General features: G+C 60.9%; 14 protein-coding genes. 4 read left to right on the top strand and 10 right to left on the bottom strand.

Going from position 1 to position 15,035, the window contains the following annotated elements; all coding sequences use genetic code 11:
• The coding region (locus tag AC2FM5_RS16500) for an ABC transporter transmembrane domain-containing protein (RefSeq protein ID WP_496736870.1) at positions 1 to 2,856 on the bottom strand (2,856 nt) is incomplete at its 3' end.
• 245 nt (positions 2,857 to 3,101) lie between these two features.
• Here AC2FM5_RS16500 and AC2FM5_RS16505 point away from each other — a divergent pair.
• The 3 genes from AC2FM5_RS16505 (at position 3,102) to AC2FM5_RS16515 (ending at position 5,871) form a co-directional block, all read left to right on the top strand.
• Positions 3,102 to 3,863 (top strand): DUF6478 family protein, encoded by a 762-nt coding sequence (locus tag AC2FM5_RS16505; protein WP_170341501.1) that lies wholly within the window; start codon positions 3,102 to 3,104, stop codon positions 3,861 to 3,863.
• A gap of 11 nt (positions 3,864 to 3,874) precedes the next feature.
• Positions 3,875 to 4,234 (top strand): hypothetical protein, encoded by a 360-nt coding sequence (locus tag AC2FM5_RS16510; protein ID WP_170341499.1) that lies wholly within the window; start codon positions 3,875 to 3,877, stop codon positions 4,232 to 4,234.
• A gap of 110 nt (positions 4,235 to 4,344) precedes the next feature.
• Complete coding sequence (locus tag AC2FM5_RS16515) at positions 4,345 to 5,871, top strand: MFS transporter (protein ID WP_496736873.1); 1,527 nt, start codon at positions 4,345 to 4,347, stop codon at positions 5,869 to 5,871.
• Between the two features lie 54 nt (positions 5,872 to 5,925).
• Here AC2FM5_RS16515 and AC2FM5_RS16520 read toward each other — a convergent pair whose 3' ends face one another.
• The 7 genes from AC2FM5_RS16520 to AC2FM5_RS16550 form a co-directional block, all read right to left on the bottom strand.
• Entirely contained in the window at positions 5,926 to 7,272 is a 1,347-nt protein-coding gene (locus tag AC2FM5_RS16520; RefSeq protein ID WP_496736875.1) for a S41 family peptidase, read from the bottom strand.
• A 6-nt stretch (positions 7,273 to 7,278) separates the two neighbouring features.
• A complete protein-coding gene (locus tag AC2FM5_RS16525; protein WP_496736877.1) occupies positions 7,279 to 8,412 on the bottom strand; it encodes a murein hydrolase activator EnvC family protein in 1,134 nt (377 codons plus the stop codon).
• Positions 8,409 to 9,926, bottom strand: coding sequence for a 2,3-bisphosphoglycerate-independent phosphoglycerate mutase (gene gpmI, locus AC2FM5_RS16530; protein ID WP_496736879.1), 1,518 nt, complete (start codon positions 9,924 to 9,926; stop codon positions 8,409 to 8,411). Before gpmI ends, AC2FM5_RS16525 begins: the two co-directional genes overlap by 4 nt.
• Before the next feature lie 92 nt (positions 9,927 to 10,018).
• Positions 10,019 to 11,686 (bottom strand): sulfatase-like hydrolase/transferase, encoded by a 1,668-nt coding sequence (locus AC2FM5_RS16535; RefSeq protein WP_496736881.1) that lies wholly within the window; start codon positions 11,684 to 11,686, stop codon positions 10,019 to 10,021.
• Complete coding sequence (nqrM, locus tag AC2FM5_RS16540; RefSeq protein ID WP_093963352.1) at positions 11,687 to 11,932, bottom strand: (Na+)-NQR maturation NqrM; 246 nt, start codon at positions 11,930 to 11,932, stop codon at positions 11,687 to 11,689. It lies immediately after the preceding gene.
• Between the two features lie 15 nt (positions 11,933 to 11,947).
• Positions 11,948 to 12,973 carry an FAD:protein FMN transferase gene (locus tag AC2FM5_RS16545; RefSeq protein ID WP_496736883.1) on the bottom strand — a complete coding sequence of 342 codons (1,026 nt, stop codon included), beginning with the start codon at positions 12,971 to 12,973 and terminating at the stop codon, positions 11,948 to 11,950.
• A gap of 66 nt (positions 12,974 to 13,039) precedes the next feature.
• On the bottom strand, positions 13,040 to 13,225 hold the full coding sequence (locus tag AC2FM5_RS16550; RefSeq protein WP_170365854.1) for a hypothetical protein: 186 nt from the start codon (positions 13,223 to 13,225) through the stop codon (positions 13,040 to 13,042).
• 125 nt (positions 13,226 to 13,350) lie between these two features.
• Between AC2FM5_RS16550 and AC2FM5_RS16555 the strand changes: the two genes are divergently transcribed.
• Positions 13,351 to 13,875, top strand: a complete 525-nt coding sequence (locus AC2FM5_RS16555; RefSeq protein WP_093963355.1) for a CBS domain-containing protein — start codon at positions 13,351 to 13,353, stop codon at positions 13,873 to 13,875.
• Positions 13,876 to 13,879: 4 nt separating this feature from the next.
• On the opposite strand, the gene AC2FM5_RS16560 is transcribed toward AC2FM5_RS16555, so the two are convergent.
• Positions 13,880 to 14,185, bottom strand: coding sequence for a tyrosine-protein kinase family protein (locus AC2FM5_RS16560; RefSeq protein ID WP_496736885.1), 306 nt, complete (start codon positions 14,183 to 14,185; stop codon positions 13,880 to 13,882).
• A gap of 143 nt (positions 14,186 to 14,328) precedes the next feature.
• Positions 14,329 to 15,035 (bottom strand): GNVR domain-containing protein (locus AC2FM5_RS16565; RefSeq protein ID WP_496736887.1); only part of this gene is annotated, 707 nt, incomplete at its 5' end.

Consider the following 15,035-nt stretch of genomic DNA (forward strand, 5'->3'; position numbering starts at 1 on the left):
CAGGTCTCCGATCAGGCGGCCTGGCTCGACGATGGAGATGTTGCGCTTTTCGCCGTCCGGCATCGTCCATTCCAGACTCGCCTGCCCGGAGATGCACAGATAGGCTGCGTCGGGCGTTTGCCCGCGTGAGAATATGGTCTGCCCCGCCGCGGCGTCGTACCATTGCGCCGAAAAGGCCAGCAGACGCTGGTGCTTTCCGTCAAGCCTCGAAAACAGTTCGGTTGCCGAAATGATCTTGAGTTTTCGGCTGAAGTCTTCGGGTTGTTCGTCATCCGCCTCGACCTTGGAACGCGATACACCGTCGATTCGGCCGTCCTTGATTTCCACGTACATGTCATAGGCTTCGGGATGGCCAAAATGATCTTCCATGAAGATCATGACCGAGTCAGGAAGCAACTCACGCAGCTTGAGGCGCGTACGCAGACGGCTTTCCGAATCGTGGCTGGCAAGGACCTTGTCCAAGATCAGGATGTCGGGCCGCTTGATGGCTGCCCGTGAAAACGCGGCGCGTTCCTGGAAAACCGTGGGCAAGTTGGCCCCGCCAAGACCGGTCGGCAGATCGTAGATGATAGCCGCCAATCGACGAGTCAGCCCTGCCTCGATCAGGACTTCGGCTACGGCATCCTCGATTTCTTCGGCATGTGCCCCAGCCATCAGCGACACGCGGCCATACAGGGCATTTTCCATGACGGTCAGGCGCGGAACATAGGTTTCGGGTGCCACGGGAATGAACAGCCCGTCGAAAGATGCATGCAGATTTGGGGCCTGCGTGCGCCGGATCGACAGGATCTTTTCCTTGTATTCCTCGGGGAAACTGGGGCCGATCTGTTCGGCGGTCAGCATGAACGGTACCGTCAGCAACAGTGCCATTTCACGTTCGGACAGGGTTGCCTCACCTTTCGACATGCGGCGTTCGTCGATGTCGAGCAGTCGGTGGTACATGTCCTTGGACATGCCCAAGCGCAGGAACAGCGGGTGATCCGTCCCTTCGCGGCCGAATGTTTTGCGCAGCGTGCTGAGAACCGCCGTCGCGATGCTCAGGGCATCCTTATCCAGATCATGGGCCCTTAGCATGGCAAGAAATCGAGCGTCCCCGGCCAGGATGTCCGGTGAGATGTTGCGCGACGGTGAGGCAAACAGAAGGTTGCCCCCCAAAGGTACGGCCGGGTTGAACCGGTCCGGATCGAACCGGTAAACGTATTTGTCCAAGCCCTTTTCCTTGAGACGCGCTGCAACCTTGTCGCGCGCATCCACGATCGCCTTGGCCAGATGGGGGTGCAGTTCGGGATCGAATTGCGACCGCAACGTCCGCCGGAACATGAATTCGTCGATGCCCATCGCCTCGACCAGTTCGAACCACCAATCCCGGATCTCGTCGATGCTCTGCAGCCCGGCAAGGCGTGGGTCGACCCATTCGTCCTCCAGCAGGTCCGGGGAGTTGCCGGCGCGCACGGCTTCGACCTGATAACGTGATGGAGTCTTCAGAGCTTCGGTCTCGTGCTGGGGATGGGGACGCAAAGGCATCAGCAGGTTGTCCCCAAGCGTGCCGTTGAACAAGTAGGGTCGCGAGTGGGCATAGCCGACACGGGCGGCGATCACCGCCTGATGGAGTTCGCGAAGGTTGTGCCCAGACAGAAGGACCTCGCCCTGAACCGGCAGAATCTCGCGGATCAGCAACTGGGCCAGCGCCTGTCTTTCCGAGTCGTGCGAGGCCTTGATGGCGACCCGAGCGCCCTTTGGGATCGTCAGGTCGATGTCTTCAAGGATCAGCTTGCCGTCCTCGTCACGCACCGTGACATTGCGCAATTCGATGTCGCCCTGCAGGTGCGGGATGCTCTCCGGTTCGCCATAGAACAGTTCTTCGGGGATCATGTTCTCGGGTGCAAACCGTTCGGTGACGACCTGCCAGCGCAACGACATGTCCTGAACCTGATTGTAATAGGTCAGCAGATCGCGCCAAGGGCCGCTGAGGTCCTTGTACGCCCCCAGCGCCGCAACCAGCGCACCGACTGTCACTTCGCCCGTGATAGCGAGATAGCCACCGACCGAATAGAACAGGAACGGCGTCATCTGCGTGATCAGGTTGTTGAGGAACTTCATGAAGAATTTCTTGTTGTAGATCCGGACCCGGATATCGAACAAGGTTCCCAGACGATGACTGAACTGCGCCAGCCGATAGCGCCAACCACCGTTCGCGCGCAGGTCGCTGATACCGGCGGCGGTTTCGCCGATCTCGGTGCTCAGGTGACGGATCTCCTGAATACGGTCCTTGTTCAAAAGGTTGATCTGACGCTGCAGGCGCGGGATCAGCCAGGCTTGCAGCGGAATCAGCGCGATCGAGGCCAGCCCGAACCAGACGCTCTGCATGAACAAGAAAGTGACAATCGTCATCATCTGACCGAACTGAAAAACCGGCTGGGCGATCGCGTCGCCCATCAGTCCACCCATCGGTTCCGCTTCGGACGATATCATCGACACCAGCTCGCCCTGGCTTGTGGTCGAGAAATACGGTTTGGGGAAGCGCAGCATCCGGCTGATCAGGGTGAATCTGAGCCGACGCAACATGCGTTCGGCCAGGATCCCCTTCATGGTGTTGATGCGCATCTTCATGAGGCCGCCAGCCAGGACGGTTCCCAAGAACGCAAAACACAGGATCAGCAGGTATTGGACCTGGGTCACCTTCGTGCCGAACAGCGTTACCGTGTTTCCGGTCGCGCCGATGGCGTCGTTGATGATCTGCTTGGGCAATTCAAGCGAGGCATAGAGAAACGGAAACGAAAGTACGGTCAACAGCAGAAGAATGAACTGCTGTTTCTTGGAATGTTTCCAGATGAACGCGAATAGGGTGGGTTCCATGCCCCGGCCTCGTCTTGTTTTTTGGACTGCGGCCCGTTGCGGAGGATCCACGGCGACCGGGTGACTGACGGTAAGCTTTGCCCCGTGCTATTTCAAGAACGTGCCCCGGCGTGATCTTGCAAAAATCCGGCCGGCACGACCGGCGTCGTTCACAATTCGGAAATTTTGCAGTGCTATCTGTCGAAGGCGGGTTTATTCCGCCCGCGGAATCCGACTAAAGAGGTGCAGTTTCAAGCACTGGGCACATGAGCAGACTTCTGGATCGGTATTTCAGCCGCAAGGCAGTTGGGCACTGGAAACGGACGGCGCAGAACGCGCCGCACGAAGACCTGCCCCTGCTTCGCCAGCAGCGTGATCAGGCGCGAGTGCTTCGCGCCCAACTTGATCGGCTGATTCAGATTGCGGACGGGCGCCTGACCCGCCCGCATATCGGCACCCAGAATTTCCCCAGACCGCTTGGCACGGATTGGGCCTGGCGCCCGGATTTGTGGGGCAGCCCCCTGCCCGTTACGGGCCTGGTATCATTGTCTCGCAAGGCGCAACTTGATGACAGCGTGGCGCTTTTCCATGACTGTCCGCTGGCCGAGATTGCAGTCCGGCAAATGCGCAACAGCGGGGAAAAGGACCTGGCGCCTTTCAGCCTGGCGATCGACGTATTCAGCTTTCAAGGCTCGTTCCTCTCCGTGTCTGTCGAACTTCCGGGCAGCGCCGCCGAGGGTCTGACGCGGCAACACCTGGTCCGGACCCATGTGACGGTCGACAGTGAACGCCCGGCCGAGGTCTTTGCCAGGCTGAATATCCAGAATGGACCGAATACCGAGCAGGTGCTGCGAAAGCTGGAACCGAAAGATGCGACATCCGACATCGATTTTGATCTTGCGCATCTGTCCTTGAACGAACGTCGCATCGAGAAGATGTGGCTGGACCTTATCATCCAGGATCCTGGTATGAACCGTGTGGTGCTGCGGGATTTGACCCTGTGCCGCCATCATCGCGCTGACTTGTGAAAGGAAAGGCCATGGTGGAAACAAAACTCGTCCCGATCCGGTTCGAAGACGGCGTATGGGAAGGCCACTTTTCAGGAAGTACCGCACCCCAACTTGAAGCCCGGTACCGGGATCAGGTCCTGCAAGGTATCGAGGTTTCCGAGGCCGAAGGTGGCTGGCATGTTCGGGTTCCCGTACCAACGGTCCTGTTGTCCGAAGGTGTCCACAGTGTGATTATCCTCGACAGCGCTTCACAGGAAAAAGTGGGCGACATCACCGTAATCGCGGGCGCGCCGGCCGTAGGCGATATCCGAGCCGAGATGGACCTGCTGCGCGCCGAACTTGATCTTCTGAAGCGCGTGGTGCGTCGGTTGAGCGCTGGTCAGGGTTGATCGGCCAAAAGCCTGCAGGATCTACGTAATCGAAACCTGCTTGGACGCATTCCTATCTTTTTTGCTGAATTCATGCATGATTGAGCCGCCAAGGAAACTCAGGGGGCCGAATGGAACGTGACAGCATTATCAAGGTCATAGCGCTGATGGTAACGGCGTTTGGCATCGGCATAGACTTTACCGGTGCGCTGATGCTGGTTCCGGCGATCGAAAACTCGTTTGATGCCGATATCACGAGTACTCAGTGGGTGTTGAACATCTACGCGCTGTTCTTCGCCATGACGATGGTCGCAGGCGGCCGGCTGGGCGATATGTACGGTCATCGCAAGATCATGATCATCGGATTGTCGCTGTTTCTTTTCGCCTCGGTCATGTGTTTCGTATCTCCCAGCCTTGATTTCCTGATCGGCGCACGCGCGCTTCAAGGTATCGGCGCGGGATGCGTGTGGCCGTGCACGCTGGCCTTCGGGGCAACGAGGGTATCCCGTGAGGAACACCGTGCGATGGTCATGGGGTTGATCCTTGCCGGTGTCACGACGGGCAACGTATTTGGTCCGATGATCAGCGGGTTTGTCGTCAATCTTGGGGATTGGCGCCTGTTCTTTCTGGCGAATGTCGTCTTCTCGTGCATCTCGATGGCCACGGCAGTCCTGCTGATGCAGCGTGACAAGACCCACAAGACGGGTGAGCACATCGACTTTGCCGGAATGGGTGTCCTTTCTTTTGCTGTCCTGCTGCTGCTGTACGCGCTTGATGTCGGGTCGGACTGGGGCTGGCTGTCGGTTCCGCTGATGTTTCTGTTTTTCCTCAGCGCGTCGCTGTTTCTGTTGTTCCCACGCGTGGAAAAACGGGTGAAAGAACCGCTATTGCTGCCGCAGATGATGCAAAATCCGCAATTTCGCATCACCTTGGGGCTGAACATGTTCAACGTCTCGGCGGCCTTTGTGGGATTGCTGTATTTTCCGCAATATATGCAAAAGGTTCTTGGTTGGTCAGTGTTTGAATCCGCTCTGGGCCTTGCGCCGCTGACCGTTCTTTTGGCGGTCGGGTCGATCGTCTCTGGCACCTTGTACAATGATTTCGGACCCAAGCACCTGCTGTTCTGGGGGTATCTCTGCGCTACGATAGGCGCGGCCAGTGTCGTCGTGATGCCGGCCGGGCTGGGGTATTTCCATATTCTTCCGGGGATGGCTCTGATCGGGTTGGGAGCGACACTGACGGTTGGCCCGTCGGGCACCGCCGCCGTTTGCGCCGTCAAGCCCGAACGCGCCGGCCTGGTTGGCGGTCTGAGCTTCATGGTGCACTTGGTCTATGGCGCCATTTCGGTCGCCTGCGCGACGGCCATCATGTACATGGTCAGCCTGTCCAGCTTCCGCGAGCACCTTGCCAAAGCTGGCATCGACATGTCCCTAGCCGATCAAAAAGCCATCAATGGCGGTACTTTGACGACCAAGACCGCGCAGGCTGTCATGCAGAAATTCAGCGCGCCCGAGGCCGAAAAGATCAAATCCGCGTTGTCGATGGCCTTTGACAGCGGGATGGACATGGCTTTTGTCTTTTCAACGCTGTCGGTGTCGATAGGGCTGGTTCTGGCGCTGATGCTTGACGAAAAGAAACTGCACAAAATCGAGAGCTGAGCCAAAAGAAAAGGCCGCGGAAAACCGCGGCCCTTCGGTCATTGTTTGCGCAGCTTACTGCGATGCCCGCTCTGTCGGATTGAAGGCGGACAGGCCTTTGAGAATGTCGATCGCATAGGCCAACTGGTAGTCTTCGTTGCGCAGTTCGGCGGTTTCTTCCGCTTTGGTGCGGTCTTCCTCGATCTGGCGGATTTCATCCTCGGTCAAACTGTCATTGTTCAGGCTGCCCCGCAGGTCGGCCTCGGACCGGGTGCGGGCGTTGCTTTCTTCCTCTTCCTCAGCCTCGGGACGGACGCGGGGCTGTTCCACGATGATGTCGGGGCTGACACCCAAAGCCTGGATCGACCGACCCGACGGGGTGTAGTAGCGCGAGGTGGTCAGACGCATCGCCCCGTCGCCACGCAGCGGCATCACGGTTTGAACCGATCCTTTGCCGAAGCTTTTGGTGCCGACGACGATCGCGCGGTGGTGATCCTTCAATGCACCTGCAACAATTTCGGAAGCCGACGCCGATCCGCCGTTGATCAGCACTACGATCGGCTTGCCTTGGGCAAGATCACCCGGGGTTGCGTTGAAGCGTTCACCATCTTCGGGATTGCGCCCACGGGTCGAGACGATCTCGCCTTCGTTCAGGAATGCGTCCGATACCTTGATGGCTTGGGTCAACAGCCCGCCGGGGTTGTTGCGCAGGTCCAGAACAAAGCCGTTCACCTTGTCGATGCCGCCAGCTTCGGCGATCTGCTTTTCCAAGCCCTCTTTCAGGTTCGGGAAGGTCTGATCGTTGAAGGTGGTCACACGAAGCACCACGCTGGCGCCTTCGGTGCGGGCGCGAACGGCGGTCAGTTTGATCGTGTCGCGGATGATGGTCACATCGAATGGGTCGGGTTCGCCTTCCCGCACGACGGTGATGACGATTTCCGAACCGACCGGGCCGCGCATTAGGTCGACTGCCTTGTCCAGCGTCAGGCCCAGGATGCTTTCGCCGTCCACATGAGTAATGAAATCGCCGGCCTCGATGCCCGCTTCGTCCGCAGGCGTCCCGTCAATTGGCGATACGACTTTGACGAAGCCGTCCTCTTGGGTGACCTCGATGCCCAGCCCACCGAATTCACCGCGCGTCTGCACGCGCATCTGCTCGGCGTCGTCCGGGGAAAGATAGCTTGAATGCGGATCCAGCGACGTCAACATGCCGTCGATCGCAGCCTCGATCAGTTCTTCGGGGGCGACTTCCTCAACATACTGGGCGCGGATCCGTTCGAAGATATCTCCGAACAGGTCAAGTTGTTCATACACTCCGGCCTTGTTTTCGGCCTCTTGCGCCAGCAGTGGCCCGGCGATCTGGGTAGTCGCAATAATCCCTGCCGCGGTGCCGGCCAGACCGGCCATCACAAATCTCTTCATACTCGTCTATCCATCCTTGTCAGGCCGGAACCATGATTCCGGATCCACGGGGCTATTGTTCTCTCTTACCTCTATATAGAGCGTTTCTGGACGATCAGTTCCAGTGCCATCACCGCTTGTTGACAAAATCGCGCCGATTTCTGGTGTTTGACCGGGCATCAGGCCCACTGGTGTTCCTTCGGGGATCACCTGACCGGGGTCCCCATACACCTCCTGAAGGCCGGAGAAGACAAAAAGCAAACCGGGCTGCGGTTCCAGGATCACAAGGTTTCCAAGGTCCAGAAGCGGCCCTCGGTATCGGATCGTGGCCGCTGTGGGCGACAGCACCAATGCACGTGGTCTGGTTCCCAGTACAAGCCCCGGACGCGTGACCCCTGCGGCGTCCGTTTCGCCGGAACGATGGAGTATGACGCCTTGGGTCGGCAGCGGAATCTGTCCTTTCAGTTGGGACACATCCGCGTTCGAGGCTATGATTTCTCCATCCGATATCTCAGATAGACCGCTGGCGAAACCATCCAGAGTCTCCGTTGATGAGATCAGGATGGCTGTCCGTACCGGGTCTTCAATGAAGCGGCGCGGCAGGTCGGTACGGTCCGCTATGGCCTCGCTCAGCTTCGTCCTGGCGTTCTGCACGCCTTCCAACCCTTCGGTCAGCGTGTCCGCAGCGCTTTGTTGCAAGCGGCGCAGGGTCTGCACCTCGTCCAGATCCCGGGCCAGCGCCTGGGCTCTGGTGTTCAGGCCAGGGGTGACTTCGGACAGCATCATCCCGGTGCGCGCCGCCCCCAGCGGCCCGGCCGGGTGCAGCATCAGAACCGGTGGCGCCGTGGTTTCGATGGTTTGCAGCACGCCCAGCAACTGGCGGATTTCGCGTTCGCGCGCGTTCAACTCGGCGGTCAGCTGGCTTTCGCGCAAAGCCGCCCGGCGCAGCCCGTCGCGCATGGCGGCCAGCCCGGCCTCGTAGGCCTGGATCGTCTCGGTCAGGGCACGCACGCGGTCGCGGGCGGTTTCGGCCTCGGTCAGCGCGATCGAGGCCTGTTCCAGCATCTGCGCTGCCTCCAGTGCCGCCTGCGCGGGGTCCGGCGCGGCCCGGGCCGCCTGCCCCGCCATCAGGGCCGCCAGAAGAAGCGCGCGCAGCCTCATGACAGCAGGCTCTGACCCGTCATTTCCGGCGGCTTGGGCAGGCCCATCAGGTCCAGCACCGTAGGCGCCAGATCGGACAGGCGACCTTCGCGCAGGGTTGCGCCCTCGGGTCCGCCAACCAGCGCCACGGGTACCGGGTTCAGGGTGTGAGCGGTATGCGGCCCGCCTGTTTCGGGGTCGATCATGGTTTCGCAGTTGCCGTGATCGGCCGTCACGATCATGGCACCGCCTGCCTTTTCAAGCGCGGCGACCACGCGGGACAGGCCTTGGTCAACGGCCTCGCAGGCCTTGATCGCGGCCTGCAGGTCACCGGTATGGCCCACCATGTCGGGGTTGGCATAGTTGGTGACGATCAGGTCATAGCCGCCCTCAATCGCCTCGACGAAATTGTCCGTCACCTCTCCGGCCGACATCTCGGGCTGCAGATCATAGGTCGCCACCTTGGGCGACGGGGCCATATAGCGATCCTCGCCGGGCTCGGGGGTTTCCTTGCCGCCGTTCAGGAAGAACGTGACATGGGGGTATTTCTCGGTTTCGGCCAGGCGGAACTGGCGCAGGCCCTGCTTGGCAACCCATTCGCCCAGCGTGTTCACGATCTCGCGCTTGGGGAAAACGGTCGTCATGTAGGCATTGTGGCCGTCGGAATATTCCACCATGCCCAGCAGCGCCGACAGGTGCGGGCGCGGGCCGGTGTCGAATTCGGCGAAATCAGGTTCGGCAATGGCGCGCAGGATCTCGCGGGCGCGGTCGGCACGGAAGTTGAGGCAGAAGAACCCGTCACCGTCGCGGACGCCGTCGTAGCCGGGCAGAACCGTGGGCGCGATGAACTCGTCCGTTTCGCCCCGGTCGTAGGCGGCCTGAATCGCAGCGCTTGCGGTATCGGCCTGCCCACCCTGCCCTTTAATGATCGCTTCATAGGCGCGTCCGACCCGTTCCCACCGGTTGTCGCGGTCCATGGCATAATACCGCCCCGAGACGGTGACGACGCGCGCGTTCGCAGGCAGGCGGCGCTCCAGCTCGGCCAGGAAGTCCAGCGCCGATTTCGGGGCCACGTCGCGTCCGTCGGTGATGGCGTGCAGCGCCACCGGCACGCCCGCCTCGGTGATCGCTGTCGCGGCGGCGACGATATGGTTCAGGTGCCCATGCACCCCGCCATCCGAGACCAGCCCCATCAGATGCGCGATTCCGCCCGCCGCCTTCACCTTGGCGATGAAGTCCTGCAGTGCGGCATTTTCGAAGAACGAGCCGTCTTCGATCGCAAGATCGATCTGGCCCAGATCCATCGCCACGACCCGCCCGGCCCCGATATTGGTATGGCCGACCTCGGAATTACCCATCTGGCCGCTGGGCAGGCCCACATCAGGGCCATGGGTGATCAGCCGCGCGTGCGGGCCCTTGGTCATGATCGCGTCGAAGGTGGGCGTTTGGGCCAGATAGGGCGCATTGGCCTGCGTGTCTTCGGACAGGCCCCAACCATCAAGGATACACAGGACGACGGGTTTGGGTGCGCTCATGTCGGATCTCCGATAACTGCTCTTGTCCGTTCTTCTATCCCCTGCCCGCCGCATCGTGAACCGCCTTTTGCGGCGATGCGCCCCGCGTCGGGCTATTTCCTGATCTGCTGCCAGTGCCGCGCCTTGCGGCCGCGATACTTGACCGTCAGCTCGGGCGGCGCGTCGCTTTCGTCATAGGCGCCCAGGATCACGCCCTTGCCGCGACTTTTGGTGCGCATCTCGACCAGCTCGGCCGTCGAGCGCGTGGTACGCTGCGACGGACGCCGGGCCCAAGCGAACAGATGGTCGTACATCTGCGCGATTACATCCGCATGGGCCGCGCTGTCGCCCAAATCGGTCAGCTCGCCGGGGTCGTTTTCCAGATCGAACAGGATCGGGCGGAACCCGCCTTCGCAATGGATCAGCTTCCATTTTTTCGTGGCCACCATGAACATCGCCGCATCGCGCACCGAAACGCCCAGCGTTTCCGCGATGGGCGAGGCCGAATAGTCGTATTCGCAGATCGCGAATTTGCGCGGGGTCTCGTCCGCCCGCCCGTGCAGGATGGGCAGCAGCGAGTGGCCTTCTAGGATATGATCAGGCACCGCACCGCCCGCGACCTCGACGAAAGTGGGGGCCAAGTCGATCGACTCGACCAGCGCGTCGCAGATGGTGCCGCGCGTGGCATCGGCCTGTTCGGACGGGTCAAAAATGATCAGCGGCACCTTGGTCGAAGCGTCGTGGAAGAACGTCTTTTCGCCCATCCAGTGATCGCCCAGAAAATCGCCATGGTCCGAGGTCAGCACGATCATCGTGTCGTCCATGCGGCCGGTCTTCTCCATCCAGTCCAGTAACCGCCCGATCTGGTCGTCGGCCTGCTTGATCAGGCCCATATAGGCGGGGATCACGGCCTCGCGCACATCCTGCCGCCAGAAGGTCTGACCGATCTTGGTGTACATGAAGGCGCTCAGCACGGGGTGTGCCGCCGCCCGTTCGGCCTCGGACCGGTTGGCGGGCAGAACATGCCCGGGCCCGTACATCGAGGCATAGGGCTCGGGGACGATATAGGGCCAGTGCGGTTTGATGTAACTCAGGTGGCAGCACCATGGGCCGCCATGGGTTTCCATGAATTCGATGCCGCGCGTGGTCAGATAGGGGGTCTCGCTATCTTCTTCGGCAATGTTCGCGGCCTGCGGCGCGTTTTTTAGGAACCAGCCGGACAGCACGTTTCCGTCCGCGTCCAGACCGGAATTGGCAAAGTCGTGCCAGGGGTTGTCGCCGTCATAACCCTTGTCGGCCAGCCACGCGTTATAGGCCTTGGCCCCGTCGGGGTCATAGAACCCGTCGGGACCTTCGGGGCGCATCCCGTCGTCGCGCTCGAACACGTCGAAACCGCATTCGGCCACGCGCGCGCCGATCAGGCTGTCGGGTTCCAAGCCCAGCCGCGCCATGCCCTCGGCGTCGGCGCGCATATGGGTCTTGCCGACCAGCCAGCAGTCCATCCCCGCCTTGCGCAGATGGTCGCCCATGGTCTGCTCGCCCACCTTCAGCGGGATGCCGTTCCACGAGGCGCCGTGCGACTGCACATAGCGCCCGGTATAGGTGGACATGCGCGAGCTGCCGCAGATCGGCGATTGGATATAGGCCCGCGTGAACCGCACGCCGCGCGCGGCCAGCCGGTCGAAATTGGGCGTGTGCAGATGCGGATGGCCGTAACAGCTCAGGTAATCCCAGCGCAGCTGGTCGAACATGATGAACAGGATGTTGCGGGCCTTGGCCATTCAGTGCTGCGCGCCCTGGCTTTCCATCTGTTCCACCATCCGGCGGGCGCGCTTGCATTGCAGCTTGTCACGCAGGGGGCTGTTGGGGTCCACGTCCTTTTGGCACACCACGCATTTGTCGGCGCCCGAGATCGCGTTCAGCCCGCCGCAACTGCCCTTGATGGTCTTGCCCATCAGCATCACGCCCAGCGACATGCCGACCATGATGATCAGCAGCAGAACAAACGCGAGGATAAAGGTGCTCATCAGCCGGCCCGCCCTTCAGTTCGATCCCAGCGCATCCTTGAACGCGCTGCTTTGTACCGTGATATAGGCATCTTCGCCGCCTGTCACATCCCGCGAGATGAAAAACACCGCCAAACCCAGCTGATCGGCCAGTTTCAGCCCCCGCTCCTGCCCCAGCGCCAGCATCGCAGTGGCCCAAGCATCGGCCATCATCGCATTTTCGGCCAGAACCGTGACCGAGGTCGTCCGATGCGTGATCGAACGTCCGGTGGTCGGGTCGATGATGTGCGAATACCGCACCCCGTCCTGTTCGAAGAAGTTCTTGTAATCGCCCGAGGTCGCCATGCCGCGGTTGTCCAGCGGTACGATGAACTGGATGGTCTGCGACCCGGTTTCGGGCTTTTCGATGCCGATGCGCCAAGCCTCGCCCTTGTCGTTCTGACCGCGGGCCACCAGGTCGCCGCCGATCTCAACCATGTAGTTCTCGATGCCGGCCTCTCGCAGCGTCTCGGCCACGGCGTCGATCCCGTAGCCCTTGGCGATGGCCGACAGGTTTATCCCCACGCCCGGCTGCGCCTTGGCCAGCGTCCCGGCCTGCGCATCCAGCGTCAGCAGGCGCGCCTGCCCCACCTGTTCCAGCGCCGCCGCGATCTCGGCATCCGACGGCACCGGGTCTTCGGGCTTGCGCGGGCCAAAGCCCCACAGCTCGATCAACGGGCCAAGGGTCACGTCGAACACGCCGCCGCTTTGCTCGTGCACCTGGTTGGCCGCCGCGATCACGTAGGCGAACTCTTTCGACACCGACATCGGGTCGGTGTTGGCCGAGGCGGAAAAGACCGAGACTTCGGAATTCGGGTCCCAGTTGGACATCTTGGCATTCACCTGCGCCAGCGTTTCCTCCACGGAGCCGGACAGGGCAGCCTCGTCCAGATCCTCGCCGATTGCGGTGATGTGATAGGTCGTGCCCATGGTTTCGCCGGACAGACGGACGATCTCGGGCTCCTCGTCGAACAGACAGCCAGAAACAACAAGCGGCAGGGCCAGAGCAAGCAGTCGGCGCATGGGGCGATCTCCTGGAAATGCGTTGCCCGGCATATGCCAGCGGCCCCACCCAGAGTCAAACCTGCGTCAGGACGCCAGCGGCAGGAAGCCCAGGATCAGCAGCCCGACCGCAGCGGGCACTCCAAACAGCCACGCACGTTTCTGCCAACCCGGGGGCTGTTCTTTCCACAGTTTGCGGAAATTATGCCCGCAGATCACGACCAGAAGGAAGATCACGGCGGCAACCGCAGGAGACAGATGGAGTTGGGTCACGGGGTCCGGTTTTTCCTTGCGACCCGGCGCGGTTGCACCGGTTTTTGAATTTGCACCCTATACAGGTTTCTCTGCTGCGATAAGGTGGTGAGGACAGCCTGTAGCGTTGAAGGAGGAGACCGCCCATGGCCCCAAGCTCTTACCAGCCCCCGACACGTGGCGACAAGGCCGGGTCAAGCACTTACAGCCAATCCGCCGAGTCGAATTTGTCACATACTCAGACCACTGTCGCCAAATTGCTGGAAGGAAAAGGTGATGCGGTGTTTTCGGTTCGGCCGAATGACACCATCCATTCGGTGGTCGAAATTCTAAAGGAGAAACGCATCGGGGCGGTTGTCGTCACCGATCAGAACGGCGCACTGCAGGGAATCCTGTCCGAGCGGGATATCGTTCGCCGCATGGCGGATACTCCGGGTCAGACGCTGCCACAATCGGTCGAGGCGTTGATGACCCGCGATGTGCGGACGTGCACACCGGACGACCTGCTGATGGATGTGCTGAAGACGATGACCGAGGGGCGATTCCGCCACATGCCGGTTCTTCGCGACGGCAAGCTTTGCGGCATGATCACCATCGGCGATGTCGTGCATTTCCGCCTGAAAGAGCTGGAATACGAAGCCCTGCGCATGAAGCAGATGATCGTCGGCTAGATCGTCACACGTCGTAGTAACGGGCATAGGCCCCATAAGGCTGCCCGCCTGCATTGGTCTGCTTTCGGGCTGACCCCAGGTCCGACATGACCAGCCCGGTGACCTGCACGTTCAGGCTAGAAAACTCGCGCAGCACCTGTCCCAACTGGGCGCGGGACGTGGTGGCCGGTGCAACCGACAGAAGGATCGCGTCACAGGCCTGCCCGATTGCCCGGACGTCAGAAACGGCCAAAACCGGCGGGCTGTCGATCAGAATATTGTCGTAGTCTGCCCGCAACCTCTGCGTGAGGTCATGAAAGCGCGAAGACAAAAAATATCCGCGGCGCTGCGTGTGCTGCGCTCGCCCATCAGAACATTGACCGACAACCGGGTGTCGGTACGTAGAAGGTTGCCCAAGGGTGTCCCTCCGGTCAGCGCTGTGACCAGCCCACCGTTCGGGTTGTCTGGAAAATACTACCTGAAAGACAGGCTCCGGATGTCGGCTTCGACCAGCAGAACAGATCGACCGAGCCCCGCCAGGCTTTGCGCGAGGGCAATCGACATCGTGATCTTACCCTCATCCGGTACCGACGAGGTGCACAGAATGACTTGTGGTTGAGCGTCCGAATTTGGTGACAGCACAGACGTTCGCAGGTTTCTGGCCGCTTCCGATAGCGGCGACGTCGAATTTGTCGATAGGTACCCGACCAACCGACTGTGCTGGCGGATCGGGGCCAATCGCAAATGCCCCAGAACCGGTGCGCTGGTGGCCATCTCCAGATCGGCCCCAGCCGGAACCGCGGATTGCCGGATTTGCTGGACAAGAATGATGCCCAGCCCCAAAGCCGCCCCGGCGATCACCCCAAGAAACATGATCAGACCAGAACGCGGTGCAACTTGTTTACCCGGAGTGGCTGTCGAAATTATGCGGCTGTCCGACGTTTGTGCGCCCTGTTGGACGGCGGCTTCCTCCAGTCTGGAAACAAAGGTTTCGTGCAGCAACCGGGTTACACGGGCGTCGCGCTCGAACTGGCGCAGTTCGGCTGTCACACTGGCATTCTGGGCGATCAATTCTGAAACACGTTCGGCGAGAGCTATCCTTGCTGCTGCGTCCCTCGTGGCAACCTGCCTTGAAAGGCTGGTGGGAAGGCGACCATGAATGACTTCCTGAACCTCGCCTT

The sequence above is a fragment of the Ruegeria sp. BHSA162 genome, from assembly GCF_059613385.1.

Excerpts from the sequence above, each read along its gene's own strand:
- AC2FM5_RS16545 (WP_496736883.1), bottom strand. The coding sequence starts at position 12,973 with ATGCGCCGACTGCTTGCTCTGGCCCTGCCGCTTGTTGTTTCTGGCTGT.
- AC2FM5_RS16515 (WP_496736873.1), top strand. The coding sequence starts at position 4,345 with ATGGAACGTGACAGCATTATCAAGGTCATAGCGCTGATGGTAACGGCG.
- AC2FM5_RS16505 (WP_170341501.1), top strand. The coding sequence starts at position 3,102 with ATGAGCAGACTTCTGGATCGGTATTTCAGCCGCAAGGCAGTTGGGCAC.
- AC2FM5_RS16555 (WP_093963355.1), top strand. The coding sequence starts at position 13,351 with ATGGCCCCAAGCTCTTACCAGCCCCCGACACGTGGCGACAAGGCCGGG.
- AC2FM5_RS16520 (WP_496736875.1), bottom strand. The coding sequence starts at position 7,272 with ATGAAGAGATTTGTGATGGCCGGTCTGGCCGGCACCGCGGCAGGGATT.
- AC2FM5_RS16525 (WP_496736877.1), bottom strand. The coding sequence starts at position 8,412 with ATGAGGCTGCGCGCGCTTCTTCTGGCGGCCCTGATGGCGGGGCAGGCG.
- nqrM (WP_093963352.1), bottom strand. The coding sequence starts at position 11,932 with ATGAGCACCTTTATCCTCGCGTTTGTTCTGCTGCTGATCATCATGGTC.
- AC2FM5_RS16535 (WP_496736881.1), bottom strand. The coding sequence starts at position 11,686 with ATGGCCAAGGCCCGCAACATCCTGTTCATCATGTTCGACCAGCTGCGC.
- gpmI (WP_496736879.1), bottom strand. The coding sequence starts at position 9,926 with ATGAGCGCACCCAAACCCGTCGTCCTGTGTATCCTTGATGGTTGGGGC.
- AC2FM5_RS16510 (WP_170341499.1), top strand. The coding sequence starts at position 3,875 with ATGGTGGAAACAAAACTCGTCCCGATCCGGTTCGAAGACGGCGTATGG.